This is a genomic window from Lentzea kentuckyensis (genome assembly GCF_002150765.1).
Lineage (GTDB): Bacteria > Actinomycetota > Actinomycetes > Mycobacteriales > Pseudonocardiaceae > Lentzea > Lentzea kentuckyensis.
The window spans coordinates 20558-47386 of the sequence record NZ_MUYM01000065.1; the positions used below are offsets into that span (position 1 = coordinate 20558).

A 26829-nucleotide genomic window follows, 5' to 3' on the forward strand; every position below is an offset into this window, starting at 1 on the left:
GGGCAACGAGGACAAGCTCCGCGAGTACCTGCGGCGGGCGACCGCCGAGCTGCGCGACGCCCGCAGGCGCGTCGAGCAGGCCGAGAGCCGGGACGCGGAACCGATCGCGATCATCGGGATGAGCTGCCGGTTCCCCGGCGGCGTCACCTCCCCGGACGAGCTGTGGGACCTGCTCGCCGACGGGCGGGACGCGATAGGCGGGTTCCCGGCCAACCGGGGCTGGGACCTCGCGAACCTCTTCGACCCCGACCCGGACGCACCGGGCAGGTCGTACGCCGACGCCGGCGGGTTCGTGCACGACGCGGACGGGTTCGACGCGGGCTTCTTCGGCATGAGCCCGCGCGAGGCGCTGGCGACCGACCCGCAGCAGCGCGTCCTGCTGGAGACGGCCTGGGAGGCGTTCGAGAATGCGGGCATCGACCCGGTGTCCCTGCGGGGCAGCGACACCGGTGTCTTCGCCGGGGTGATCGCCCAGGACTACGCGTTCTCGCCGCGGCTGGCACCGGACGGCGTCGAGGGCTACTTCATGACGGGCAACACCACGAGCGTCGCCTCCGGCCGCGTCGCGTACAGCTTCGGGCTGCACGGCCCCGCCGTCACGCTCGACACGGGGTGCTCCTCGTCGCTGGTCGCGCTGCACCTGGCCGTTCAGGCCCTGCGCAACGGCGACTGCTCTCTCGCGCTGGCGGGTGGAGCCACCGTCGTCGTGACACCCGGCGTGTTCGTGGCGTTCAGCCGGCAGCGCGGCCTCGCACCGGACGGCCGGTGCAAGCCCTTCGCGGCCGCCGCGGACGGCACGGGCTTCTCCGACGGCACGGGGCTGCTGGTCGTCGAACGGCTGTCGGACGCGCTGCGCAACGGCCACCGCGTCCTCGCCGTCGTCCGGGGCACCGCGGTCAACCAGGACGGCGCGTCGAACGGTCTCACCGCCCCCAGCGGCCCGGCCCAGCAACGCGTGATCCGCCAGGCGCTCGCGGCCGCCGGGCTGTCCGCGCGCGACGTTGACGTGGTCGAGGCGCACGGCACCGGAACGACGCTCGGCGACCCGATCGAGGCGCAGGCCCTGCTCGCGGTCTACGGCCGGCACCGCGAGACGCCGCTGCGGCTCGGTTCGGTCAAGTCGAACCTCGGGCACACCCAGGCGGCCGCCGGGGTCGCCGGGATCATCAAGATGGTCAAGGCGATCGAGCACGGCGTGCTGCCGAAGACCCTGCACGTGGACCGGCCGACCCCGCACGTCGACTGGTCGGCGGGTGACGTCCGGCTGCTCACCAAGGCGTGCGAGTGGTCCGGCGACGTCCGCCGTGCCGGCGTCTCGTCGTTCAGCATCAGCGGGACCAACGCCCACGTGATCCTCGAACAACCGCCGGCGGCCGCGGAAACCCCGCCGCCACCGCCCGCGGGCCACACGCTGCTGCCGGTGCTCCTGTCCGCCCGCTCGGACGCGGCACTGCGCGCGCTGGCCTCCCGGCTGGAGTCCGTCGTGGACGCCGAACGACCGGTCGACGTGGCGTTCTCCCTCGCCACCGGCCGGGCACACCTCGAACGCCGGGCCGTGCTGCTGGACGACGAGGACCTCCGGGCGAACCTCGCCGCCTTCGCCGCGGGCGACGACACCGCCGCCGCGCTCGGTGTCGCCCGCCAGGACGGCAAGCTCGCGATCCTGTTCAGCGGCCAGGGCAGCCAGCACCCCGGCATGGGACAGCAGCTCGCCGAGCGGTTCGAGGTCTTCGCCACCGCGATGGACGAGGTGTGCGCCTGCCTCGACCCGCTGCTCGACCGTCCGATCAGGACGGTGCTGGCCGACGACCCGGAGCTGGTGCACCAGACGCGGTACACCCAGGCCGCGCTGTTCGCGTTCGAGACCGCGCTGTACCGGCTGGTCGAGAGCTGGGGTGTCGAGCCGGACCACGTCGGTGGCCACTCCGTCGGCGAGATCACCGCCGCGCACGTCGCGGGTGTGCTGTCGCTCCCCGACGCGTGCGCGCTGGTCGCGGCGCGCGGCCGGTTGATGCAGGAGCTGCCGGGCGACGGGGCGATGGTCTCGGTGCGCGCCGAACCGTCCGAGGTGGCCGGGCTGTTGAACGACGAGGTCTCCGTCGCCGCGGTGAACGGGCCGCGGTCCGTGGTGCTGTCGGGCGAGGCGGCGGCGGTCGAGGCGGTCGCGGACGTGCTCGCGGGCCGGGGACGCAGGACGCGGCGCCTCACCGTCAGCCACGCGTTCCACTCCGCGCTGATGGACCCGATGCTCGACGCGTTCCGGGAGGTCGTGCGCGGGCTGGCGTTCCAGTCACCGGCAATCCCGCTCGTCTCGAACGTCACCGGTGAGCTCGCTGGAGACCAGGTGTGCGACCCCGAGTACTGGGTCCGGCACGTCCGCGAGACCGTCCGGTTCCACGACGGCGTCCAGACGTTGCGCGACCGCGGGGTGACCACGTTCCTCGAGATCGGCCCGGACGCCGTGCTGACCTCCATGGCCGCCGTGGACGCGGAACTGGTGCCCGCGCAACGCAAGGACCGGCCCGAGGTCGTCGCGCTCACCACCGCGCTGGCCAGGCTGCACGTGAACGGGGTGGCGGTCGACTGGCCCGCGGTGTACGCGGGCCACGCGCCGCGCCGGGTCACCCTGCCGACCTACCCCTTCCAGCACGACCGCTACTGGCTCGACACGCCCGCCCCGGCGAGCGCCGCGGGCCTGGGGCTCAACGGGACCCGGCACCCCCTGCTCGCGGCCGCGGTCGAGCTCGCGGACGGGGACGGCGTGGTGTTCTCCGGCAGGCTGGCGGCGCACTCGCCGTCCTGGCTGGCCGACCACGCCGTGCTCGGGGCGACCGTCCTGCCCGGCACGGCGCTCGCCGACCTCGCGTGTCACGCGGGGGCGCGGGCCGGATGCGAGTTCCTGGCGGAGCTCACGCTGTCGGCTCCGGTGCTCGTGCCCGCGGAGGGTTCCCTGCGGCTCCAGGTGAGCGTGGCCGCGCCGGACGGGTCCGGGCGGCGCGCGGTGTCGGTGCACACCAGGCTCGACGAGGAGCCCTGGACCTGCCACGCGACCGGGGTGCTCGCGCCGGACGGTCCGGCCGCGACCCTGCCCGCCGAGTGGCCGCATCCGGACGCGGAGGAGCTCGACACCGGCCTGGTGTACGACCTTCTCGCCGACGCCGGGCTGACCTACGGGCCCGCGTTCCAGGGACTGCGGCGAGTCTGGCGGCACGGCGACGACCTGTACGCCGAGGCGGAGCTGCCCGAGGGCACCGACACCGCGGGGTACGGCGTTCATCCCGCGCTGCTCGACGCCGTCCTGCACGCGCGGGCCCTGACCGCCGGCACGGCCGTTCCCCGGGTTCCCTTCTCCTGGAACGGAGTCCGGCTGCACGCGACCGGCGCCACCGCCGTGCGAGCCCACCTGCGCACGGTGAACGACAACGTCACGATCACCGTCACCGACCCGCGGGGCGAACTCGTCGCGAGCGTCGAGTCCCTGGCGACCCGGCCGTTCACTCCGCCCGCGGCCGGGATGTCACCGTTGCGTCTGTTGTGGACACAGCTGCCCGGCGGAACCGCCGAGGCCTCGCTCACGTACGTGACGTGTCCGGCGGACGACGAGCTCCTGGTGCCGGGCCAGGTGCTGGAGCTGCTGCGGAACTGGCTGCGCGGCGACCACGACGACGTGCTGGTGGTCGTCACCTCCGGAGCCGTCGCGACCCACGGCGGGGAGGCGCCCACCGACCTCGGCGCCGCCGCCGCGTGGGGCCTCGTGCGCAGCGCGCAGACCGAGCACCCCGGCCGGTTCGTCCTGCTCGACGCCGACGGCACCCCGGACGCGGGCGCCGTCGCGCACGCGGTCGCGGCCGGCGAGAACCAGCTGGCACAACGGGACGGCCGGCTGTACGCGCCCCGGCTCACCAAATCGGCGCCCGCCGCGCTGCGGATCCCGGACGAGCCCTGGCGGCTGTCCGTCACGACGCCCGGCACTCTCGACGACCTGGCCCTGGTGCCGCACCCGGACGCGGCGGAACCGCTCGCACCGGGGGACGTCCGGATCGCCGTGCGCGCGGCCGGGCTCAACTTCCGCGACGTCCTGATCACGCTCGGGATGTACCCGGACCGCACGGCGCTGCTCGGCAGCGAGGGCGCCGGGATCGTGCTGGAGACGGGCGAGGGCGTGACCGGGCTCGCGCCGGGCGATCGCGTGTTCGGCCTGCTGACGGGCGGGCTCGGCGCGGTGACCACGACGGATCACCGGCTGCTCACCCGGATGCCGGCCGGCTGGTCGTTCGCGCAGGCCGCCGCCGTCCCGATCGTGTTCCTCACCGCGTACCACGCGCTCGTCGACCTGGCCGGAGCGCGATCGGGCGAGTCGATCCTCGTGCACGCGGGCACCGGCGGCGTCGGCATGGCCGCGACCGCGCTGGCGAGGCACCTCGGCCTCGACGTCCTCGCCACGGCGAGTCCGCCGAAGCAGCACGTGCTGCGCGCGAACGGCTTCGCGGACCACGCGATCGCGAGTTCGCGGACCCTCGACTTCGCCGAGGAGTTCACCGCGGCGACCGGTGGGCGCGGCGTCGACATCGTGCTGAACTCGCTGAGCGGCCCGTTCGTGGACGCCTCGTTGCGGCTGCTGCCGCGCGGCGGGCGGTTCCTGGAGATCGGCAAGACCGACGTCCGCGATCCGCGGCGGGTCGCGGAAGACCATCCGGGGGTGGACTACCGCGCGTTCGACGTGGGCGACGCCGGGCCGGACCGCATCCAGCAGATGCTCGTCGAGCTCGTGGCGCTGTTCGAGGCCGGTGCGCTGCGACCGTCACCGCTCACCGCCTGGGACGTCCGGCACGCGCCCGACGCGCTTCGGTTCCTCAGCCAGGCGAGGCACGTCGGCAAGCTGGTGCTCACCGTGCCCCGGCCGCTCGACCCGGACGGCACCGCGCTGGTCACCGGCGCGACCGGAGCACTCGGCGGGGCGGTCGCCCGGCGGCTCGCGACCGAGGTCGGGCACCTGCTGCTGGTCGGCAGGCGCGGCCTCGACGCACCGGGGATGCCCGAGCTGACGGCGGAGCTCACCGCCGCCGGCGTCGAGGTCACGGTCGCGGTCGCCGACGTCGGCGACCGCGAGCGGATGCGGGAACTGCTCGACGGCGTTCCCGCGCACCGCCCGCTCACCGCGATCGTGCACGCGGCCGGCGTGCTCGCCGACGCCACCGTGGAGTCGCTGACGCCCGGTCAGCTCGAGTCCGTCCTGCATCCCAAGGCGACCGGCGCCGCGGTGCTGGACGAGCTCACCGCCGTCGCCGACCTCGCCGCGTTCGTGTCGTTCTCGTCGTTGTCCGGCGTCGTGGGCAGTCCTGGGCAGGCGAACTACGCGGCGGCCAACGCCTACCTGGACGCGCTGGCCCAGCGCCGCCGGACCAGGGGCCTGCCCGCGCAGAGCCTCGCCTGGGGCATGTGGGAACCGCTCGACGGCATGGCGGCGTCGGTCGACCGGGTGGACCTGAGCCGGATGGCCGGAACCGGCGTCCTCCCGATGTCCGTTGTGGACGGACTCGCGCTGTTCGACGCCGCGCTGGCCGAGCCGGACGCCGTGCTCGTACCCGTCAAGGTCGACGTGACGGCGTTGCGCGGCGAGCACGTGCCACCGGTGCTGCGCGACCTGGTTCGGTCCCCCGGCCACCGGGTGGCGCCGCGGACCGGGAACCTCGCGCAGCGCCTCGCGCGCCTCTCGCCGGAGGAACGCGCGGACGCGGTCCTCGACCTGGTGCGCACCAACGTGGCCGCGGTGCTCGGCCATCCGGACGCCGGATCCGTCGACCCCGGCAGGGCCTTCACCGAGATCGGGTTCGACTCGCTCACGGCCGTGGAGCTGCGCAACCGGCTCACCGCGCTGACCGGCGCCCGGCTGTCGAGCACGCTCGTCTTCGACTACCCCACCCCGGCCGCGCTCGCCCGGTTCCTGGCCGACGACACCGCGCGCGACGTGAGCGCACCTGTCCGCACCCAGGCCGGCACCGGCACCGACCCGATCGTGATCATCGGAATCGGGTGCCGGTTCCCGGGTGGCGCGAGCTCGCCGGAAGCCCTCTGGCGGATCGTGCGCGACGGCGTCGACGCGGTCTCGCCGTTCCCCGCCGACCGCGGCTGGGACCTCGACCAGCTGTACGACCCGGACCTCGGCGAACCGGGCACGACGTACGTGCGGCACGGCGCGTTCCTGCACGACGCGGCGGAGTTCGACGCCGAGTTCTTCGGAATGAGCCCGCGCGAGGCCCTCGCCACCGACCCGCAGCAACGACTGCTGCTCGAAACCGCGTGGGAGGCGCTGGAACACGCCGGCCTCGACCCGAACACCCTGCGCGGCAGCACGACCGGCGTCTTCACCGGCGTGATCCCGCAGGGGTACGCCTCCGGCCTCACCCGGATCCCGGCGGACGTCGAGGGTTACCTCGCGACCGGCACCACCACCAGCGTCGCGTCCGGCCGGGTGGCCTACTCGTTCGGGTTCGAGGGCCCGGCGGTCACCATCGACACCGCCTGCTCGTCGTCCCTCGTCGCCGTCCACCTCGCGGCACAGGCGTTGCGCAACGACGAGTGCTCGCTGGCGCTGGCGGGCGGTGTCACGGTGATGTCGACCGCGGCCCCGTTCACGGAGTTCAGCAGGCAGCGCGGCCTGTCCGAGAACGGCCGGTGCAAGCCGTTCGCCGACGCCGCGGACGGCACCGGTTGGGGCGAGGGCGCCGGGCTGCTGGTGCTGGAACGCCTGTCGGACGCGCGGCGCAACGGCCACGCGGTCCTCGCGGTCCTGCGCGGCTCCGCCCTCAACTCCGACGGCGCGTCCAACGGCCTGACCGCGCCCAACGGGCCGTCCCAGCAGCGCGTCATCCTCCAGGCGCTGTCGGGCGCGGGCCTGCGACCGTCCGATGTGGACGCCGTGGAGGCGCACGGCACGGGCACCGAGCTGGGCGACCCGATCGAGGCCCAGGCGTTGCTCGCCACCTACGGCCAGGACCGCGCCGAACCGCTCTGGCTCGGCTCGATCAAGTCCAACATCGGCCACACCCAGGCTGCCGCCGGGGTCGCGAGCATCATCAAGATGATCATGGCGATGCGGCACGGCGTGCTGCCCAGGACGCTGCACGTCGACCGGCCCAGCACGCACGTGGACTGGGACGCGGGCGCGGTGTCGCTGCTCGCCGAGAACCGGCCGTGGCCCGACACCGGCAGGCCGCGCCGGGCGGGGATCTCGTCGTTCGGCGTGAGCGGCACCAACGCGCACGTGGTGATCGAACAGGCGCCGGAGCAGGACGCGCCGGAGGAGCCACCGGCCGGAGTGGTGCCGTGGGTGCTGTCGGCGAGGAGCGTGACCGCGTTGCGGGAGCACGCGGGCCGGCTGCACGACTTCGCGGCAGGGCGCCCGGACATCAGCGCCGGCGCCATCTCCCAGGCGCTCGCGGCGAGGGCGCGGTTCACCGAACGCGCCGTGGTGATCGGGCAGGACGAGACCGAACTCTCCGCCGGGCTGCGCGCGATCGCCGCCGGCGTGCCGTGGCCATCGGTCGTGCAGGGCAGCGAGGTGCGCACGGGCAGGACGGTGTTCGTGTTCCCCGGTCAGGGTTCGCAGTGGGCAGGCATGGCGACCGAGCTGGCCGGGGAGTCGCCGGTGTTCGCCCGTCACCTCGCCGAGTGCGCGGAGGCGTTGCGGCCGCACACGGACTGGTCGCTGCTCGACGTCCTGCGCGACGACCCGCTGGACCGCGTCGACGTCGTGCAGCCCGCGCTGTTCGCCGTCATGGTCGCGCTGGCCCGGCTCTGGCAGGAGCACGGCGTCCGGCCGAGCGCCGTCATCGGCCACTCCCAGGGCGAGATCGCCGCCGCCCACGTCGCCGGAGCGCTGTCCCTGGAGGACGCCGCCCGCGTCGTCGTGTTGCGCAGCAAGGCGATCGCGACGATCGCGGGAACGGGAGGGCTGGCGTCCGTCGCGCTGCCCGCGGACGAGGTGATCCGGATGCTGCCGCCGGGGCTCGACGTCGCCGCCGTCAACGGACCGCGGTCGGTGGTCGTGTCCGGCGCGGCCGAAGCGTTGCGGGAGCTCAAGGAACGTTGTGCGGGCGAAGGGATCCAGGCGCGGATCATCCCGGTCGACTACGCGTCCCACTCGCCGGGCATGACCGTGCTGCGCGACCGGATCGTCGCGGACCTGGCCGGCCTCAGCCCGCGCGACGGCGAGATCCCGTTCTACTCCACCGTGCACGCGAAGCGCGTTGACACGAGCGAACTCGACGCGGAGTACTGGTACCGCAACCTCCGCGAGCCGGTCCGGTTCCACGAGACCGTCGAACGGCTGCGCGACGACGGGCACGCGTTGTTCGTCGAGACGAGCCCGCATCCGGTGCTGACCGCCGCCGTCACCGACTCGGCGGCCGTCAGCTCGGTCGGCACGCTGCGCCGCGGCGCGGGAGATCTGCGCCGATTCCTGACCTCGCTCGCCGAGGCGCACGTGCTCGGCTGCCCGGTCGACTGGCATCCAGGGGCAGGCCGGACGGGCCGGGTCGAGCTGCCGACGTACCCGTTCCAGCGCAGTCGCCACTGGCTGGGCCCGGACGGAGGCACCGCCGTGCCCGCCGGTCTGACGGCGACCCGGCACCCGTTGCTCAGCGCGGTCGTCGAGCTCGGTGACGACCAGGGCGTGGTGCTCACCGGTGTGCTGTCCACGCGACGGCAACCGTGGCTCGCCGACCACACCGTGTTCGACCGGACCGTCCTGCCCGGCACGGCGTTCGTCGAGCTCGCCACGCACGCGGCCGGTCTGCTCGACGGGCACCACGCGGTGGACCTCGCCATCGAGACCCCTCTGATCGTGCCCGAGGACCAGGACCTGACCGTCCAGCTCGCCGTCGGCCCGGCCGGGCCGGCGCGGACCGTCACCGTCCACTCCCGGCTCGGCGAGGACGCGTGGGTCCGGCACGCCTCGGGCACGCTGACACCGGCCGATCCCGCCGCGCCCGGCGGATCCACCTCTCCCGCGGGCACCTCGGAGCCCGTGGCCGACCTCTACGACCGGCTCGCGGTCGCCGGCCTCGGTTACGGCCCGGCGTTCCAGGGCCTGCGCGCGGCGTGGCGGCACGGTGACGACGTGTACGCCGAGGTCGAGCTGCCGGGCGAGGTGAGCACCGACGGGTTCGACCTCCACCCCGCCCTGCTGGACGCCGCGTTGCACGCGCTCGCCGTGGGATCGTTGGGCGACAACGGTTTCACCATCGGGCTGCCGTTCTCCTGGACCGGTGTCCGCCGGTACGCGACCGGTGCGACGAAGGTGCGGGTCCGGTTGACCGCGACCGGGCGGGACACGGCCGCGATCCTCGTCACGGACCAGGCGGGCTCGCCGGTGCTGTCCGTGGACGCGCTCGCGCTCCGGCCGGTCGACGTGACCGCGCTGTCCGCGCGGGCGGAGTCCCTGCTGCGCCTGGAGTGGACGCCCCGCGCGTTCGCCCCGGTGGCCGGTGAGCTGCCCGAGCTGGCGGAGCTGGCCGCCGACGCCCCGGTGCCCCGTGTGGTGGCCGCCCGGTACGACGGGATCCACGGGTTGCTCGCCACCGCGACGCGGTGGCTGACCGAGGAGCGGTTCGCCGGCAGCACGCTCGCGGTGCTCACGTCCGGCGCCGTCATGATGACCGGCGAGCTGACCGATCCGGACGCCGCGCAGGCCTGGGGGCTGATCCGGTCGGCGCAGTCGGAGAACCCCGGCCGGTTCGTGCTGGTGGACACCGACGAGGTGTCCCGGCACCTGGTGCCCGCGGTCGCGGCGGGCGGTGAACCGCAGGTCGCCCTGCGGGGCGGAACCGCCTACGCGCCAACGCTCTCCCGCTTCCCGGCGGACCGGCCACCGGTGCGCCTCGACGGCACCGTGCTGATCACGGGTGCGACCGGTGTGCTGGGCGCTCTGGTGGCCCGCCACCTCGTCGCGGAACACGGCACGCGCCGGCTCGTCCTGACCAGCCGGAGCGGTGCGAAGGCGGCGGGAGCGACGGAGCTCGTCGCCGAACTCGCCGGGCTCGGTGCGACGGCGACCGTCGTCGCCTGCGACGCCGCCGACCGGGACGAGATGGCGGCGCTGCTGGCCTCCACACCGGACCTGACGGCCGTGGTGCACGCGGCCGGTGTCCTCGACGACGGCGTGCTGACGTCGCTGACACCCGAACGGCTCGACGCGGTGCTGCGGTCCAAGGTGGCCGCGGCGCGAAACCTGCACGAACTCACGCTCGACCGCGACCTGGCGGCGTTCGTGCTGTTCTCCTCGCTCGCCGGGGTGACCGGCACACCGGGCCAGGCCAACTACGCCGCGGCGAACGCGTTCCTGGACGCGCTGGCCGAGCACCGGCACCTCAGCGGGCTGCCGGCGACCTCGATCGCGTGGGGCATGTGGGCGCCCTCGACCGGCCTGACGAGCCGGCTGGGCGAACGCGACCTCGCCAGGATGAGCCGCGGCGGACTGCTGCCGCTGGCTCCGCACCAGGGCCTGGCGCTGTTCGACAACGCGCTGTCGTCCGGTGCTCCGGCCGTGGTCGCCGCCCGGCTCGACCGGGCGAGGCTGCGCGCCGCGCCGTCGCTGCCGCCGGTGCTCCGGTCGCTGGCGGGCACCTCCGCGCGCCCGGCCGTCCCGGACCAGCCGCTCGCCGACCGCTTGTCCGGCCTCGCCGCCGCGGACCAGGAGCAGGTCGTGCTCGACCTGGTCCGCACGTGGGTCGCGGCCGTGCTCGGGCACACCTCCGGCGACTCGGTGCCCGCCGACCGCTCGTTCAAGGACCTGGGGTTCGACTCGCTGACCGCCGTCGAGCTGCGCAACCGGCTGAGCGCGGCCGCCAGCGCACCGCTGCCGGCGACAGCGGTGTTCGACCATCCGACGCCCCAGGCGCTGGCCGGGCACCTGCTCGCCCAGTTCGCCCCCGCCCCGGCCGATCCGCTGTCCGAACTGGACAGACTGCTCGCCGGGATCACGCCGGAGCAGAACGAGGACGCCGTGGTGAGGCTGGAAGCGGCACTGGCCGGCCTGCGCGCGAACGGCCACCGCGACGGTGACGCCGCCGCGGCGCGGATCCGCCAGGGCACCACCGTGGACCTGCTCGACTTCATCGACAACGAACTCGGACTGCGGCCATGACGGATGAGCGCACCCTCGTCGAATACCTGCGCAAGGTCACGGGCGAACTGCACGAGGCCCGCCGGCGCATCAGCGAACTGCAGGAGCAGCACACCGAACCGATCGCGATCATCGGCACGGCCTGCCGGTTCCCCGGCGGCGTCCGGTCCGCCGACGACCTGTGGCGGCTGGTCGCCGAGGAGACCGACGCGATCGGCGGGTTCCCCACCGACCGCGGCTGGGACCTCGACGGCCTGCACGACCCCGACCCCGCCAGCTCGGGCAAGACCTACGTGCGGCACGGTGGTTTCCTCACCGACGCCGCCGCGTTCGACGCCGAGTTCTTCGGGATGGGGCCGCGCGAGGCGGTCGCGACCGACCCGCAGCAGCGGTTGCTGCTCACCACGGCCTGGGAGGCGTTCGAGGACGCCGGCATCGACCCCGCGACGCTGCGCGACAGCCGGACCGGGGTGTTCGCCGGCGTCATGTACGCCGACTACGCCACCGGGCTGGGTGACCGGCTGACCGAGCTGCTGCCGCAGGTCGAGGGCTACCTGGGATTCGGCACGGCGGGCAGCGTCGCGTCCGGTCGCGTCGCCTACACCCTCGGGCTGCGCGGCCCCGCCATCACGGTCGACACGGCCTGTTCGTCGTCGCTCGTGGCACTGCACCTCGCCGCGCGGTCGTTGCGCGCCGGTGACTGCACGCTGGCGCTGGCCGGTGGCGCCACCGTGATGGCCAACCCCGGGGTGTTCATCGAGTTCAGCCGGCAGCGCGGCCTGGCACCGGACGGCCGCTGCAAGTCCTTCGCCACGGCCGCGGACGGCGCCGGGTGGAGCGAAGGCGCCGGGTTCCTGGTCCTGGAACGGCTTTCCGACGCCCAGCGCAACAACCACCCGGTGCTCGCGGTCGTGCGCGGCTCGGCGATCAACCAGGACGGCGCGAGCAACGGGTTGTCCGCACCGAACGGCCCCGCCCAGCAGGACCTGATCCGCGCCGCGCTGCAGGCCGCCCAGCTGTCGGCAGGAGACGTGCAGGTGATCGAGGGGCACGGCACCGGCACGCCGCTCGGCGACCCCATCGAGGCGCAGTCGATCCTCGCCACCTACGGGCGCAGACACGGCGACCCCGCGTTGCTCGGCTCCGTCAAGTCCAACATCGGCCACGCGCAGGCCGCCGCCGGGGTGGCCGGTGTGATCAAGATGGTGCAGGCGATGCGGCACGGCCTGGCGCCGCGGTCGCTGCACATCGACACGCCGTCCCGGCACGTCGACTGGTCAGCGGGCGCGGTCGAACCGCTCGTGGAGACCGTGCCGTGGCCCACCGGCACGCGCCGCAGCGCCGTGTCGTCGTTCGGGATCAGCGGGACCAACGCGCACGTGATCCTCGAACACGTGCCGCCGGACCCGCCGGCGGCCGGGGCCCTGCTCCCGGTCACGCCGATCCTGATCTCCGCGCGGGACGACCACGCCCTGCGCCGCCAGGCCCAGCGCCTGCGGGACTTCGTGGCCGAACGCCCCGGCCTCGCGTTGCCGGACGTCGGCTACTCGCTCGCCACGACCCGGCACGCGTTCGGGGTGCGCAGCGCGGTGCTCGCCAGGACGCCGGCCGACCTGGCCCGGCTGGGCAGGCCCGTGTCCGTGACGGAGGGACGGACCGCGTTCGTCCACACCGGACAGGGCAGTCAGCGGCCGGGCATGGGCAGTCGGCTCGCGGACGAGTTCCCGGTGTTCGCCAAGGCCTTCCACGAGGTCTGCGAGGAGTTCGGCGGGCACCTCGACCGGCCGCTGGCGGAGGTGATCTCCGACGACCCGGTGGCGCTGGACCAGACCGGCTACACCCAGCCCGCGATCTTCGCGTTCGAGATCGCGCTGGCCCGGCTGCTCGACCACTGGGGCGTGCGGCCGGACCTCGTCGCGGGCCACTCGGTCGGTGAGCTCGCCGCGGCGCACGTGGCCGGTGTGTTCGACCTGGCCGACGCGTGCCGGCTCGTCGCCGCGCGCGCCCGGCTGATCCAGGCGATGCCCGGCGGTGTGATGCTGTCCGTCGCCACGACCGAGGACGAGGTCCGCGCCCTGCTCGCCGGGTGCGCCGACGCCGATGTCGCGTCCGTCAACGACGCCGCGTCCGTCGTGATCTCCGGGGCCGAGCCGACGGTGTCCGCGATCGGCGCCGAACTGGCCGCACGCGGTCACCGCACGAAACGGCTGCGGGTGAGCCACGCGTTCCACTCGCCGCTGATGGACGCGATGCTGCCGGACTTCCGCGCGGTCGCCACCGGATTGTCCTACCGGGCACCGCGGATCCCGCTGATCTCGACGGTGACCGGCCAGGCGCTCGACCAGGCCCCGGCGGACTACTGGGTGCGGCAGGTCCGCGCGTGCGTGCGGTTCCACGACTGCGTGCGGGCCCTGCACGAACGCGGCGTGCGCCGGTTCGTCGAAGTCGGGCCGGACGCCGTGCTGTCCGGGATGATCGGCGCGTTCGGCACCGCCCATCCCTGTGCCCGGCGCGAACGCGATGAGCCCGAGTCGGTGCTGAGCGCCGTGACCGGCGTCCACAACACCGGCGGAAAGGTCGACTGGCCGGCGGTGTTCGGTCCTGGGGCGTCCCGGGTCGGGCTGCCGGCCTACGCGTTCGACGAGACCCGCTACTGGCTGCTGCCCGGCGCCGAACCGGCCCGTACCTCCACCGTGGACGGTGAGACGCTGCGGCAGCGGCTCGACGGCGCCGGCCCGGCCGAACGGCACGACCTCTTCCTCGCCCTGCTGCGGCAGCTCATCGCCACCGCGCTCGGACACCGGTCCCCCGACACGGTCGACCCCGCCGCGCCGTTCACGGACATGGGCGTTTCCTCTTTCACCGCACTGGAAGTCAGTCAGCAGCTGCACGACGTGACCGGTTTCGTCCTGTCGCCGTCAGCGGTGTTCGACCACCCCACGCCGACGGCCCTCGCCACTCATCTACAGCAATCCTGGAGGTAGACACCCATGACCGACACGGTCATCATCGCGGGCGCCGGCCCGACCGGTCTCGTGCTCGCGTACGAGCTCGGCCTCGCCGGAGTGGACACCGTCGTGCTGGAACGGCGGGCCGAGCCGCGGGAGGACGCACCGGGCGTCGCCATCAACGCCGGCGTGATCGAGCTGCTCGGCCAGCGCGGGCTGGTGGAACCGCTGCGGGCCACCGGGATCAGCATGCCGACCGCGCAGTTCGCCCTGCTGCCGCTCGACGCGAACCGGCTGCCGGAACAGCACGAGAGCACCATCCTGATCCTGCAGTCCCGGGTCGAGCAGGAGCTGGAGAAGAGCGCCGCGGGAGTCGGCGTGCACGTCCGGCGCGACCACGAGGTGATCGCCGCGACCCAGGACACCGACGGGGTGACCGTCACCGTCCGCACGCCGGAGGGGGAACGGACGCTGCGCGGTGCCTACCTCGTGGGGTGCGACGGGCGGGACAGCCGGGTCCGCGCGCTCGCCGGCATCGCGTTCCCCGGCGTCGACCCCGACTTCCACGGCCTGATCGGCGACATCGAGGTCCAGCCCACCGACCTGCGGCCGGAGCTCATGGGCGTGCGGTACTGCGACTCGGGCGACCACTACCTCGGCGCCCCGCTCGCGCCGGGCGTCTTCCGCGTGCTGACCGCGGAGTTCGACAAGCCCGCACCGGACGGCGAACCCGGCTTCGACGAACTGGCCGCCGCCGTGCACCGTCTGACCGGCGTGGAACTCAGGGGCGGACCCGTCCGCTGGCTGCACCGCTTCGGCAACCCGACCAAGAACGCCGAGCAGTACCAGAACGGCCGGATCCTGCTGGCGGGCGACGCCGCGCACGTGCACTTCCCGTTGAACGGCCAGGGCCTGCAGACGGGCATCCACGACGCGGTCAACCTCGGCTGGAAGCTCGCCGCCGCGATCTCGGGCCGCGCACCCGCGGGCCTCGTGGAGACCTACCACCGCGAACGGCACCCGATCGGCGACTGGGTCTGCACCAACGTGCGCGCCCAGGTGGAGCTGTGCCACCCGCCGGAGAAGGCCGCACCGATCCGCGAGGTGCTGTCCAGGCTGATCGGCCTGGACGAGGTCAACCGGTACCTGATCGAACTGGTGACCGGCCTGGGCGTCACCTACCCGATGCCCGGCCCCGCGCATCCGTTGCTGGGCAGGCGGGTGCGCGACTTCTCACTGTCCACGACGGACGGTCAGACGAGCGTCGCCCGCACGCTGCACGCCGGCCGGGGCGTGCTGCTGGACCTGTCCGGCGCAGACCGCCTGACCGCGGAAGGCTGGCAGGACCGCGTGGACGTGGTCCGGGCGGCGCCGGTCGACGCGCTGCCCGCCACGGCCCTGCTGCTGCGGCCGGACGGGCACGTCGCCTGGGCGGCCACCGGCGAACCGGACCCGGCCACCCTGCACGAGGCGCTCGGCCACTGGTTCGGCGCTCCGGCCGGAACCGCAGCGCCCCAGCAGCTCGCGGAGGCGCCCAGCGCCTGACGTCCAGAGATCGGCCGCCCGCGAACGACCTCCCCGAAACGCGTTCGCGGGCGGCCGCCGACACTCAGCCCGTGTGGCGAAGACCGTCGCAGACCACGGTCAGGACGCGCAGCGCCGTCTCCCTGTCGCCGTTGGTCCGCTCGGTGGCCAGGTGCACGCTGTTGAGCAGCACGTGGATCTCGGCCATGCCGACGTCCGACCTGACCGCGCCCGCAGCCTGCGCGCGTTCGACCAGCCGGGCGAGGGCCCGTTCGAGCTCCTCCGCGATGGCCGCGACCCTCGCCTTGGCGTCGAAGCCGACACCGGCGAGCACCTCCGCGAGCGCCCGGTTGGCCATGCCCCGTTCAACCATGCCGAAGCAGAACCCGAAGAACGCCGCGCCGGCGTCGTCGGCGTGGTCGAGCGCCCGCGCCTCCTCCACGAGCGACTCGACGTGGCTGATCACGATCGCCTCGAGCAACGACTCCTTGGTCGGGAAGTGGCGGTGCATGGTGCCCGCTCCCAGGCCGGCGCGCCGGGCGATCTCGTCGACCGGCACCGACAGCCCCTCGGTGGCGAACGCCTCGCGCGCCGCCTCGAGCAGCTTGTCCCGATTGCGGCGCGCGTCCGCCCGCATGGGGCGGCTCTGCGTTGATGCCGCCGGATCCGTGGCCATGACGCTCCTCGTTCTCCACTACTTCACAACCGGGGTGGAGGTCCCGTATAGTCGGAAACGGGACCTCCACCCCGGATAGTGTCTCACCTGATCAAGGAGATTACGCGTGTCAGCTCCGGCAACTCCCCGTGAAGTCCTCACCACACTGCACGAGCTCACGCTCGAGGACGCCGCGCAGACGGTCGACCTCTACGCCGAGGACGGCGTGCACGAGCTCCCGTTCGCCCCGCCGGGAGCGCCGAAGCGGCTGGACGGCCGCGAGGCCATCCGGGCGCTGATGAACGCGCAGGGCAGCGGCCCCTCCCCCGTCGAGTACCAGGCGTTCGAGAACGTCGTCGTGTGGGAGACCACCGACCCCGAGGTGATCGTCGCCGAGTACGAGCTGGTCGGGAAGGTGGTCGCGAGCGGCGAGCAGTTCCGCGTGCCGAACCTGCTGGTCCTCCGGGTCCGCGACGGGCAGATCCTGTTGACCCGCAGCTACTTCAACCCCAACCAGTTCGCCGAGCTGCTCAAGTCGGCGTGAGATGACCCGGTGACATGACCTCCCGCACCGCCCCCGGCCTCGAGCCGGAGCTCAGGAGGATGGCGCTGGTCGTGGTCGCCGGCGCGATCATGACCATCCTCGACACGACGATCGTCAACGTCGCGATCAACACGCTCGCCCGCGACTTCGGCTCCTCGCTGTCGACCATCCAGTGGACCCTGACCGGTTACATCCTCGCGTTGTCGATGAGCATCCCGCTGACCGGCTGGTCGATCCGCCGGTTCGGGGCCAAGACGATGTGGGTCACCTCGTTGAGCCTGTTCATCGCCGGCTCCGTGCTGTGCGGGACGGCGTGGTCGGTCTGGGCGCTCATCGTGTTCCGGGTGCTGCAGGGCGTCGGCGGCGGGCTGCTGATGCCGGTGGGCCAGGCGATGCTCGCCCAGGCGGCCGGTCCGCAGCGGATGGGCCGGATGATGAGCGTGATCTCGGTGCCGGCGATGCTGGCACCGGTGCTCGGCCCGGTCATCGGCGGGCTCATCGTCGACAGCCTGTCCTGGCGGTGGATGTTCTTCGTGAACGTCCCCGTGGGCCTGGTCGCCCTGGCGCTGGCGGTCAGGATGCTGCCCGCCGACCGCGACCGGCAGCCGGGCGAGAGCCTCGACACCGTCGGGTTGTTGTTGCTGTCGCCCGGTCTGGCCGCGCTCGTGTACGGGCTTTCCCAGGCGGGCAACGACAACACGGCCACGGTTGTCGCGGCGGGCGCGGGGCTGGCCCTGATCGCCGCGTTCAGCGTCCGCGCGGTGCGCATGACGAGCGGCCGGCCGTTGCTCGACCTGACGGCGTTCCGCGACCGCGCGTTCAGCGCGAGCGTCACGGCGCTGTTCGTCTACAGCTCGGCGGTGTTCGGCCTGCTGGTCGTGCTGCCCATCTACTACCAGTCGGTGCAGGGCCGCAGCCCGGTCCTCACCGGACTGCTGATCGCCCCGCTCGGGCTCGGCGCGATGATCACCCTCCCGATCGCGGGCAAGGTGACCGACAGGGCCGGGCCGCGCTGGGTCGCGTTGGCGGGCCTCGTGGTCGTCACCGCCGGGACGACCGTCTACACAGGACTCGACGTGGACACCGGCATCGCCCTGCTGGTCGGCGCGCTCTTCGTCGTCGGGCTCGGCCACGGGCTGATCACGCCGTCGCTGATGGCCGGCGCGCTGCAGGGCATCGGCCGCGCGGACGTGCCGTCGGCCAGCACCACCGCGAACATCCTGGCCAGGCTGGGCACCTCGGCGGGCACCGCCGCGCTCGCCGTGGTGCTGCAGATCTACCTGCGCGCCTCGCTTCCCGGCGCGGACACGCTCACCGACGCCACCAGGATCCGCACACCGGAAGCGGTCTCCGCGCTCACCGACGCGTTCGCCGCGAGCCTGTGGTGGGCGGCGGGCATGGCGGCGATCGCGATCCTGCCGACCGTGCTCATCCCGGCACGGCCACAACACTGAGTCATTCGCGACTGGGGGTTGCACGACCATGCACAAGACGAAGTTCTCGGTGCTGGACACCGCACCGGTCTGGTCCGGCTCCACGGCGACCCGGGCGTTGCGCAACACGCTGGACCTGGCGCCGCGGGTCGACCGGCTGGGCTACCACCGGTACTGGATCTCCGAACACCACAACTCGCACCGGCTGGCCACGTCCTCGCCCGCCGTCCTGATCGGCCACGTCGCCGCCCTGACCAGCTCGCTGCGGGTCGGTTCCGGCGGTGTGCTGCTGACCAACCACTCACCGCTGACGATCGCCGAGCAGTTCGGCACGCTGGAGGCGCTGCACCCCGGGCGGATCGACCTCGGCCTGGGCCGGTCGGCCGGTACCGACCCGGTCACCACGGCGCTGCTGCGCGGCTCGCCTCCCGACGGCGAGGACTTCGGCCCCAAGCTGGAGGAGCTGACCAGCTACTTCGCCGGGCGCAGCTTCGCGAACCGGGACAACCCGGTGATGGCGGTGCCGGCGATGGAGAACCGGCCGCCGATCTGGCTGCTGGGGTCGAGCCCGTCCAGCGCGGTCAGCGCCGGCCGGCTCGGCCTGCCCTACGCCTACGGGCACCAGCTGCGCCCCAGCGAGTCCGTCGCGGCGCTGAAGGCGTACCGGGACAACTTCCAGCCGTCGGTGCACCTCGACCGGCCGTACTCGATCCTCGCCGCGTTCGTGATCGCCGGTGAGTCCGACGAACACGCGCAGTGGCTGGCCGGAGCCGTGCAGCTGGGTTTCCTGCACGTCCACCAGACCGGCAGGACGACGATCTACCCGTCGGCCCAGGAGGCCGAGCGGTACCGCTACACGCCGGAGGAACGCGAGCTGGTCCGCGGGCTGTTCGCGCCGCAGGTCATCGGCGGGCCAGACACGGTCCGCCGCCGGGTGGGCGAACTGGTCGCCGAGACCGGCGCCGACGAGCTGATGGCCGTCACGATGGTGCCCGACCCCGCCGACCGGATCCGGTCCTACGAGCTGCTCGCCGAGGTGGTCGGGCTCGCGTCCCCGGTGAGGTCGGCATGACGGAGACGACCGCGCGGCCCGTCCAGCCGTTTCCGCAGCAGCGGACCTGCCCGTACGACCCGCCGTCCGGGTTGCTGTCGTTGCGCGGCGAGGGACCCGTGCACGACGTCGTGCTGTACGACGGCCAGCCGGCCCGGCTGGTGAGCTCGTACTCGCTCGCGCGGCAGCTGCTCGCCGACCCGCGCCTGTCGGTCGACCGGGCGGCACCCGGTTTCCCGATCATGTCGCCGCGGCTGCGCGCCGCCATCGCCCAGAAGCTGGTCCTGATCGGGATGGACCCGCCGGTGCACGACGTGCACCGGCGGCTGGTGAACCGGGAGTTCTCGCTCAAGCACGTGCGGGCCCGGCGCGAGGAGATCCAGAAGATCGTCGACGACGCCGTGGACGACGTGATCGCCCACGGCCCGCCGGCGGACCTCGTCCGGCTGTTCGCCGTGCCGATCCCGTCGATGGTGATCTCCCGCGTCCTCGGCGTGCCGTACGACGACCACGAGTACTTCCAGGACGCCGCGCGGCAGATGGTGCTGGCCGGCAAACCGGAAGAGGCCCAGCAGGCGGGTCTGCGGCTGTCGCGGTACTTCGCGGAGCTGGTGGCGAGACCAGGGCACGACGCCGAGGCGGGCCTGCTGCACCGGTTGGTGGCCGAGGGCACGATGTCCGAGCAGGAGATCGTGCAGATGGGCCTCGTCGTCCTGGTCGCCGGCCACGAGACGAGCGCGGAGATGATCGCGCTCGGCGTGCTCACGTTGCTCGAGCACCCCGACCAGCTGGCCGCGGTGCGCGCCGACCCGGCGAAGACGACGGCCGCGGTCGAGGAACTGCTGCGGTTGCTGGCCGTGACCGACACCGCCGGCCTGCGCGTGGCGACCGCGGACATCGAGGCCGACGGGGTGCTGATCCGGGCGGGCGAGGGCGTGATCATCTCCGGGAGCCTGGCCAACCGGGACCCGGCGGTGCACACCGATCCCGACCAGCTCGACATCGACCGGCCGAGCCACCGCCACCACCTCGGCTTCGGCTACGGCATCCACCAGTGCCTCGGGCAGAGCCTCGCGCGGCTCGAGCTGGAGATCGCGTTCACCACCCTGTTCCGCAGACTGCCCGGTCTGCGCCTGGCACGCCCGATCGAGGAGCTGCCGGTGCGCGACGCGGGCACGGTGCAGGGCATCAAGGAACTGCCGGTCACCTGGTGACGACCCGGCCGGCCGAGCGGGCCCCCAGCCGCCGGCCGGCCTTCCTCCCACTCGCGACAAGGACAGACGTGAACGAGAACTGGACCGCCGCCCGGTACTGCGACCTGATGGAGGAGGAGATCACCGGCCTCGCCACGGCCGCCGCGGGCGCCGACCTCGCCCAGCCCGCGCCGACCTGCCCCGGCTGGTCGCTGGCCGACGTCATCCGGCAGACCGGGGAGATGTTCCGCTGGATCGAGCCGATGATCCGCAACCGGGCGCGGCGCGTCGTCGGGTTCCGCGACGTCGACCTGACCGGTCCGTCCACACCGGACGGCTACGTGGACTGGATGATCGACAGCGGCCACGAGTTGCTCCGGGCGCTGCGGGCGGCCGACCCGGATCGCCCGCTCTGGTCCTGGGGGTACGAGCAGACGGTCCGGTTCTGGGCGCGGCGGGCGTACTACAACACGGCCATCCACCGCGCCGACGTGGAGCTCACGCTCGGTTGCGTGCCGTCCTTCGACGTGGACGTCACGATCGACGGCACCGAGGAGTTCCTGCAGATCCTGCCCTACGCCGCGGACTACTCGCCGCGCATCTCGATGCTGCGCGGCAGGGGTGAGACCCTGCGGCTCGTCAGCCCGGAGAGCCGGTGGCTGATCACCCTGACCAGGAAGGGCTACGAGTGGCGGCGCGAGGACGATGACGCCGGGCGTGCGGCCGACGCCACCGTCGCCGCCGAGCGGGCAGATGATCTGCTGCTGTTCGTCTGGGGCAGGCTCGGCGAACCGGTCGTCAGCGTGACCGGCGATCGCAAGCTCGCCCGGAGGTGGACCGAACTGTCAGCTTTCTGCTGACGGTGTCGCGCCTGGTGGCCGCCTCCCAGGAATCGGCCACCAGAATCTTCTGGTGCAACTGCCGCAGTGGCCGGGACGGCTCCAGACCGAGTTCGGACCTGAGCGTGTCCCGCGCCGACTGATATACCCTCAAAGCATCAGCCCTGCGACCAGAGCGATACAACGCGAACATCAGTTTCTGGTAGAAGTCCTCATGCAAAGGATGATCCTGCACAAGAGAGTACAAATATCCGACAATCTCCCGATGCTTCCCCAGTGACAACGCCGACGAGAGCAACAGCTCAATGCACTCGAGGCGCATTTCCTCGTGCCGGACGACGAATCCGTTGACCACCGGACCCTCCCGGATCTCGTCGAGTACGGTACCTCGCCATAATCGGAGCGCGTCGTCGAAGCTCGCCATCGCCTCCTGGTGCCGATGTGCCCGGTAATGTTCCTTGCCGGCTTCGACGCCCGCCCGGAAGTCCTCGAAGTCGACGGCGTCACAGCCGAGCCGGAGCATGTAGCCGGAGGACGTGGTGACGATCCGGTTCCGGTTCCCGCATTCGGCCTGGTCAGACGGCCTGGCCAGCAGTTTGCGGAGGTGCGAGACGTAGACGTGGATCCCGGCCATCGACCGGCGAGGGGGCCGGTCGCGCCAGATCTCGTAGATGAGCCTCTCGGTGGACACGACCTGGTCGTGCAGGATCAGCATGAGAGCCAGAGCGGCTTGCATCTTCTTGGCGGCTATGGAGTGCGGACCGTTGTCATCGACAATGCGCAGCGGCCCCAGAATCTCGTAACGCAAGAAAGCCCCCCAACACTTGCTTCAGTCACTCAACCCACTTCATCCAACCTGCCTCATGATCGGTAACCTGGGTGCCACACAGAAAGATCCCCGTTGATCAGATTGCACTCGTACACCCAGCGCATAATCATCTGATCCCTACCACCCCCAAGCACGGCTCATGCCGACACGTCATGGTGTTGCGATCTTGACCCAACCGATTATTGCAGGATCCCATCACCCACACAAGTGATCCCAAATCCAAGCGGATTAGCAAAACGGCGCGATCTGCCCGGACTCACACAAAAAAGCCTCGTGCCGATCACCCGGACGGGCCGGAGGATCGACACGAGTGCCAGATTGACCGAATTGCGCAGCCTGTAAGGCTGCTGAAGATTTAGCGCCCGCCCGAATCCGGATCAGGTCGACGCCGGCGCGGCCACCTCACCGATCGGCTCCAGGACCAGACTGGAGGCGGCGATGGTGGTGAGCTCGTCCGGTCGTTCGACCATGCGCCACGACCGGCGCCCCACCATGCCGACATAGCGGCCGCTGCTGCCGATCGCGACCACGGAGTGCTCCTCCTCGACCGGTTCCTGGTCGTACTGGCCGGTCCAGTGCACGGTGCCGTCCGGGAACGTGTCCACGGCACTGACCAGCTGCATCAGGTGGCCTTCCGACTGATGCGAGAACACCACGGCCAGTCCCTCCGTGGTGCCGACGAGCTGACCGTCCTCGTCGTACAGCTCGTCGCGGAAGTGCACGCTGTGCCCGACGCCGGGCCGCTCCTCGTACTTGACCGCCGTGTGGATGACTTCCCTCAGGTTGTCCAGTCGCACGCGCGTTCCCTTCCTCGTGACCAAGCGGTAACCGAAAGTAGTCACCGGCGCTTAAGTGGATCTAAAGTGACGACCGCGCCGCACCCGCCGGGGTTCAGTAGCCGTAAAACCCGCGACCGCTCTTGCGGCCCAGCAGGCCGGCCTCGGTCATGCGGCGCAGCAACGACGGTGGCGCGTAGTGGGACTCCCGGTGCTCGGCGTAGAGCGCCTCGCCGATGGACACGATGGTGTCCAGGCCGATCATGTCGATCAGCGCGAGCGGCCCCATGGGATGACCGCAGCCCAGCGTCATGGCCTTGTCGACGTCCTCCGCCGAGGCGGTCCCCGCCTGCACCATCCGCACCGCCGCCAGCAGGTACGGCACCAGCAGGGCGTTCACCACGAATCCCGGCCGGTCCTGGCTGTGGATCACCTGCTTGCCGAGCACGTCGGTGACGTAGGACCGCGCGCGGTCGAGGGCCGCCTGCTCGGTGTGCAGCGAGCCGATCAGCTCGACCAGCGGCATGACGTGCACGGGGTTGAAGAAGTGCAGGCCGAGGACGCGACCTGGGTTCGCGGTGGCGCCGGCCAGCCTCATGATGGGGATCGACGACGTGCCGGACGCGAGCACGGCGTCCTCGTCCTCCACGACGGCGTCGAGCACGCCGAGCACCTCGAGCTTGCCCGGCAGGGTCTCGGGCACCATCTCCACGACGAGCTGGCTGTCGCGCAACAACTTCAGATCGGTGCCCCAGACCATCCCGGCCGTGATCGAGTCCACTTCGGACCCGCTGAGCTCGCCCTTCGCCGCGGCCCGGCCGAGCAGCCTGGCCACCCGTTCCCGGCCGCGCTCCAGCCCGGACTCCGTCGACGCCACCACCGTCACCTCGGCCCCGTTGCGCGCGCAGACCGCCGCGAGACCGGCGCCCATCAGCCCGCAGCCGACCACACCCACCCGCCGGATCACGCCGACCACCGCACCAGGCTGGCGCCGAGCGACATCCCGCCCCCGAAAGCGGCCAGCAGCACGAGATCGCCGTCGGTGACCGCGCCGGACTCGACGGCGTCGTCCAGCGCGACCGCCACCGAGGCGCTGCCGATGTTGCCGTACCTCTCGAGGACGCGGTGGGTGTGCGTGTGCGCGAGACCGCACCGCGACACGAGTTCGTCGAGCAGCACGCCGTTCGCCTGGTGCGGCACGAAGCAGTCGACGTCGGACGCGTCCACACCCGAACCGGCGAGCAGTTTCTCCAACGCGGGCGGGACATTCGTCATGACGAAGTCGCGCACACCGCGGCCGTTCATGGTGAAGAAGTGCTCGCCGGCCTCGACTGTGCGCACCGTCGTGGGCACCCTGCTGCCGCCCGCCTTCACCTTGATCAGCTCCTGTGCGTCACCGCGGCTGCTCAGATCGCTGCGGATGATCCCGCGCCCGGCCGGAACCGCGCCGACGACCGCCGCGCCGGCGCCGTCACCGAGCAGCACGGACGTCCTGCGGTCGCCGTAGTCGAGGATCCGCGAGTACAGGTCGGCGGCCACGACCAGCGCGAGGCTTCCCGGGTTGACGGCGACGAGACTGCGCGCCAGCTCCAGTCCGTACACGAAACCGGCGCACACGACGTTGATGTCGAAGCAGGCAGCGGACTGCGCGCCGATCAGCTGCTGCACCACGCACGACGTCGGTGGCTGCGGTGAGTCGCCGGTCGAGGTGGACAGGACGAGGTAGTCGATCCGGCCCGCGCCGACGCCGGCCCTCTCCAGCGCCCTGAGCGCCGCCGCCGCCGCGAGGTCCGACGTGGCTTCACCGTCCGCCGCGTAACGCCTGCCGAGGATCGCGGTCTTGCGCTCGATCCACTCCGGTGGCGCGTCCGGCACCAGCGCGTGGACGTCCTCGTTGGACACCACCCGCTCGGGCAGGTACGAGCCGGTGCCGAGAATCCCGATGGCCTCCACCGCGCTCACCGCTCCCCGGAGAAGTCGTTCCGCAACGGGTTCAACCGCGCGGCGCCGATCCGGGCACGTCCCTGCTCGTCGGTGACGCCCAGCCCGGGACGCGGCGCGAGGCACAGCACGGCGACCTTGCCGATGTTCTGGTTGGTCTGCACGACCCGGCACGCCTCGCCGACCTCGGCGAGCGGGTGGACCGCCGACACGGTCGGGACGATCCGGCCGGACTCGATCAGCCTGGTGCAGTCCCACGCCTCCCGCAGGTTCGCCACGTGGCTCCCGATCACCCGTTTGAGCTTCATCCACAGGTACCTGTTGTCGTAGACGTGCTGGTACCCGCTGCTCGAACCGCACGTGACCACCACGCCGCCGCGCCGCGCCACGAACACCGAGATGCCGAAGGTCGCCTTGCCGACGTGCTCGAACACGATGTCCGGGTCGCGCCCCACCCGCCGGCGGATGAGGGAGCCGAGCCGCTTGCCGATGTCGATCACCTGGCTCGGGTCGCCGGACGGGTCGCCGGTCAGCCCGATCTCCGCGCGGTTCACCACGACGTCGCAGCCGAGCCGGCGCACCGCCTCGGCCTTCTCCTCGGAGCTGACCACGCCGACCGGGATTCCCCCGCCGTTCTTGACGAACTGGACCGCGTACCCGCCGAGCCCGCCCGCGGCGCCCCAGATCAGCACCACGTCGCCCTGCTTGAGCCGGGCGCCGCGGTCGCTCACCAGCATCCGGTACGCGGTTCCGGCGCACAGCGTGGTGGAGGCGGCCTCCTCCCAGGTCAGCACGCCGGGCTTGGGGATCAGCTGACTCGCCCTGGCCACGGCGAACTCGGCCAGCCCGCCGAAGTTGGTCTCGAACCCCCACGCCCGCTGCTCGGCGCCGAACATGCCGTCCTCGTGCGTTCCCGGCTCCTGGTCGTCGACGTAGGCCGGGCTGATCACCACGTGGTCACCGGCCCGCCAGCGCCGCACCCCGCTGCCGACCCGCACGACGATCCCGGCGCCGTCGGAGCCCACGACCTGGTGCGGCAGGTCGTGCCGGCTCGCCCAGCCGCCCTGTTTCGCGAACTGCGCCAGAAACCGGAACGTCGGCACAGGTTCGAACATCGCCGACCACACCGTGTTGTAGTTGATCGCGCTCGCCATCACCGCGACCAGCACCTCGTCCGGCGCGAGCTCGGGCAGCGGCACGCGGCCGACCCGCAGGGACTTGCGCACGTCCTTGTCCACGACCCCGCTGAACATCCCGGCGTCCTCGGCCCGCAGGTGCGCGGCCAGGTAGTCCTCCGGCAACGGCAGCCGCTCGATCTCCTCCGCCACCGCGCCGTCCACCAGCGCTTCAGTCAACAAGCCCACCGTCGCCCCTCCCCGGGACCGATTCCGTCGGATGGTCTGCGGGCGACGCTAGGAGTCCGTTCTAACAGCACTCTTAAACGGGCATTGGCCGGCGCGGTGGTGCGACTGTGAAACCGGCCCTGCCCAGGATTCCTCCAGCACCACTGGAACAGGGAGGAATCCAGATGCACAGGACAGTCACCAGGGTCTTGCCCGCGCTCGCGCTGCTGGGCGCCCTCGGGTCGTTCGCCCCGGCCCAGGCCGCGTCGGCAGAGGGCGGATCGATCAACGCGGCCGCCGGGTGCCGGGCCGCGCCCTGCTCGGCGTCGTTCAGCCTGTACTTCGAGACCGAGGCGTACATCGACCTGGGCACCTACACCACCACCTCGCAGTGCAACGACATCAACCTCAGGTCGACCAACGGCACCAGCTACAAGGCGTGCGTGATCTTCGTGAACCACACGTCGGCGTGCAACTACCAGACCTCCGTCCCCGGCGGCGGGAGCTGGGTCAACATCGCGACCGACGTGAAGGACGGCACGCGCTTCAACGTGCGGATCTTCAAGGGCGGCGCGAACTTCGTGACCCGCGCGGGAGTCATGGACTTCTAGTGCTTTGTCGGGTTGCC

Annotated in this window: 14 protein-coding genes and 1 pseudogene; 9 read left to right on the forward strand and 6 right to left on the reverse strand. The window is 72.4% G+C overall.

The features are described from left to right. The first annotated feature begins 28 nt into the window (after positions 1-28). From B0F77_RS49190 to B0F77_RS29070, 3 genes and pseudogenes are all read left to right on the forward strand, one after another. A complete protein-coding gene (locus B0F77_RS49190; RefSeq protein ID WP_425435739.1) occupies positions 29-11146 on the forward strand; it encodes an SDR family NAD(P)-dependent oxidoreductase in 11118 nt (3705 codons plus the stop codon). Positions 11147-11160: 14 nt separating this feature from the next. Continuing rightward, a pseudogene (locus B0F77_RS29065) lies at positions 11161-14109 on the forward strand (type I polyketide synthase); the annotation flags it as partial. Between the two features lie 6 nt (positions 14110-14115). Then, complete coding sequence (locus tag B0F77_RS29070) at positions 14116-15618, forward strand: FAD-dependent monooxygenase (RefSeq protein WP_086666186.1); 1503 nt, start codon at positions 14116-14118, stop codon at positions 15616-15618. Between the two features lie 64 nt (positions 15619-15682). Here the strand turns inward: B0F77_RS29070 and B0F77_RS29075 are convergent, their stop codons facing one another. Continuing rightward, positions 15683-16273, reverse strand: a complete 591-nt coding sequence (locus B0F77_RS29075) for a TetR/AcrR family transcriptional regulator (RefSeq protein WP_211294099.1) — start codon at positions 16271-16273, stop codon at positions 15683-15685. 106 nt (positions 16274-16379) lie between these two features. Here B0F77_RS29075 and B0F77_RS29080 point away from each other — a divergent pair, with 106 nt between their 5' ends. From B0F77_RS29080 to B0F77_RS29100, 5 genes are all read left to right on the forward strand, one after another. Then, positions 16380-16796, forward strand: a complete 417-nt coding sequence (locus B0F77_RS29080; RefSeq protein ID WP_086666188.1) for a nuclear transport factor 2 family protein — start codon at positions 16380-16382, stop codon at positions 16794-16796. A gap of 14 nt (positions 16797-16810) precedes the next feature. Then, positions 16811-18250 carry an MDR family MFS transporter gene (locus B0F77_RS29085; protein ID WP_086666189.1) on the forward strand — a complete coding sequence of 480 codons (1440 nt, stop codon included), beginning with the start codon at positions 16811-16813 and terminating at the stop codon, positions 18248-18250. A 28-nt stretch (positions 18251-18278) separates the two neighbouring features. Then, positions 18279-19301 carry an LLM class flavin-dependent oxidoreductase gene (locus tag B0F77_RS29090; protein WP_086666190.1) on the forward strand — a complete coding sequence of 341 codons (1023 nt, stop codon included), beginning with the start codon at positions 18279-18281 and terminating at the stop codon, positions 19299-19301. Then, on the forward strand, positions 19298-20494 hold the full coding sequence (locus B0F77_RS29095) for a cytochrome P450 (RefSeq protein WP_086666191.1): 1197 nt from the start codon (positions 19298-19300) through the stop codon (positions 20492-20494). Before B0F77_RS29090 ends, B0F77_RS29095 begins: the two co-directional genes overlap by 4 nt. A 68-nt stretch (positions 20495-20562) precedes the next feature. Continuing rightward, a complete protein-coding gene (locus B0F77_RS29100) occupies positions 20563-21333 on the forward strand; it encodes a maleylpyruvate isomerase N-terminal domain-containing protein (protein WP_086666192.1) in 771 nt (256 codons plus the stop codon). Here the strand turns inward: B0F77_RS29100 and B0F77_RS29105 are convergent. From B0F77_RS29105 to ccrA, 5 genes are all read right to left on the reverse strand, one after another. Next, positions 21272-22120, reverse strand: coding sequence for an AfsR/SARP family transcriptional regulator (locus B0F77_RS29105; RefSeq protein ID WP_086666193.1), 849 nt, complete (start codon positions 22118-22120; stop codon positions 21272-21274). The two genes, B0F77_RS29100 and B0F77_RS29105, sit on opposite strands and share 62 nt — an antisense overlap. 398 nt (positions 22121-22518) lie before the next feature. Next, a complete protein-coding gene (locus B0F77_RS29110) occupies positions 22519-22938 on the reverse strand; it encodes an allene oxide cyclase barrel-like domain-containing protein (protein ID WP_086666194.1) in 420 nt (139 codons plus the stop codon). Positions 22939-23032: 94 nt separating this feature from the next. Next, complete coding sequence (locus B0F77_RS29115) at positions 23033-23893, reverse strand: 3-hydroxybutyryl-CoA dehydrogenase (RefSeq protein ID WP_086666195.1); 861 nt, start codon at positions 23891-23893, stop codon at positions 23033-23035. Continuing rightward, positions 23881-24879: a 3-oxoacyl-ACP synthase III family protein gene (locus tag B0F77_RS29120; protein ID WP_245848791.1), complete on the reverse strand. Its 999-nt coding sequence runs from the start codon at positions 24877-24879 to the stop codon at positions 23881-23883. Before B0F77_RS29120 ends, B0F77_RS29115 begins: the two co-directional genes overlap by 13 nt. Further along, positions 24876-26222, reverse strand: a complete 1347-nt coding sequence (gene ccrA, locus B0F77_RS29125; protein WP_086666196.1) for a crotonyl-CoA carboxylase/reductase — start codon at positions 26220-26222, stop codon at positions 24876-24878. Before ccrA ends, B0F77_RS29120 begins: the two co-directional genes overlap by 4 nt. A gap of 164 nt (positions 26223-26386) precedes the next feature. Between ccrA and B0F77_RS29130 the strand changes: the two genes are divergently transcribed. Next, positions 26387-26812 (forward strand): hypothetical protein, encoded by a 426-nt coding sequence (locus B0F77_RS29130; protein ID WP_086666197.1) that lies wholly within the window; start codon positions 26387-26389, stop codon positions 26810-26812. The last annotated feature ends 17 nt before the right edge of the window (positions 26813-26829 follow it).

Excerpts from the sequence above, each read along its gene's own strand:
- B0F77_RS29070 (WP_086666186.1), top strand. The coding sequence starts at position 14,116 with ATGACCGACACGGTCATCATCGCGGGCGCCGGCCCGACCGGTCTCGTG.
- B0F77_RS29075 (WP_211294099.1), bottom strand. The coding sequence starts at position 16,273 with ATGGCCACGGATCCGGCGGCATCAACGCAGAGCCGCCCCATGCGGGCG.
- B0F77_RS29085 (WP_086666189.1), top strand. The coding sequence starts at position 16,811 with ATGACCTCCCGCACCGCCCCCGGCCTCGAGCCGGAGCTCAGGAGGATG.
- B0F77_RS29090 (WP_086666190.1), top strand. The coding sequence starts at position 18,279 with ATGCACAAGACGAAGTTCTCGGTGCTGGACACCGCACCGGTCTGGTCC.
- B0F77_RS29095 (WP_086666191.1), top strand. The coding sequence starts at position 19,298 with ATGACGGAGACGACCGCGCGGCCCGTCCAGCCGTTTCCGCAGCAGCGG.
- B0F77_RS29130 (WP_086666197.1), top strand. The coding sequence starts at position 26,387 with ATGCACAGGACAGTCACCAGGGTCTTGCCCGCGCTCGCGCTGCTGGGC.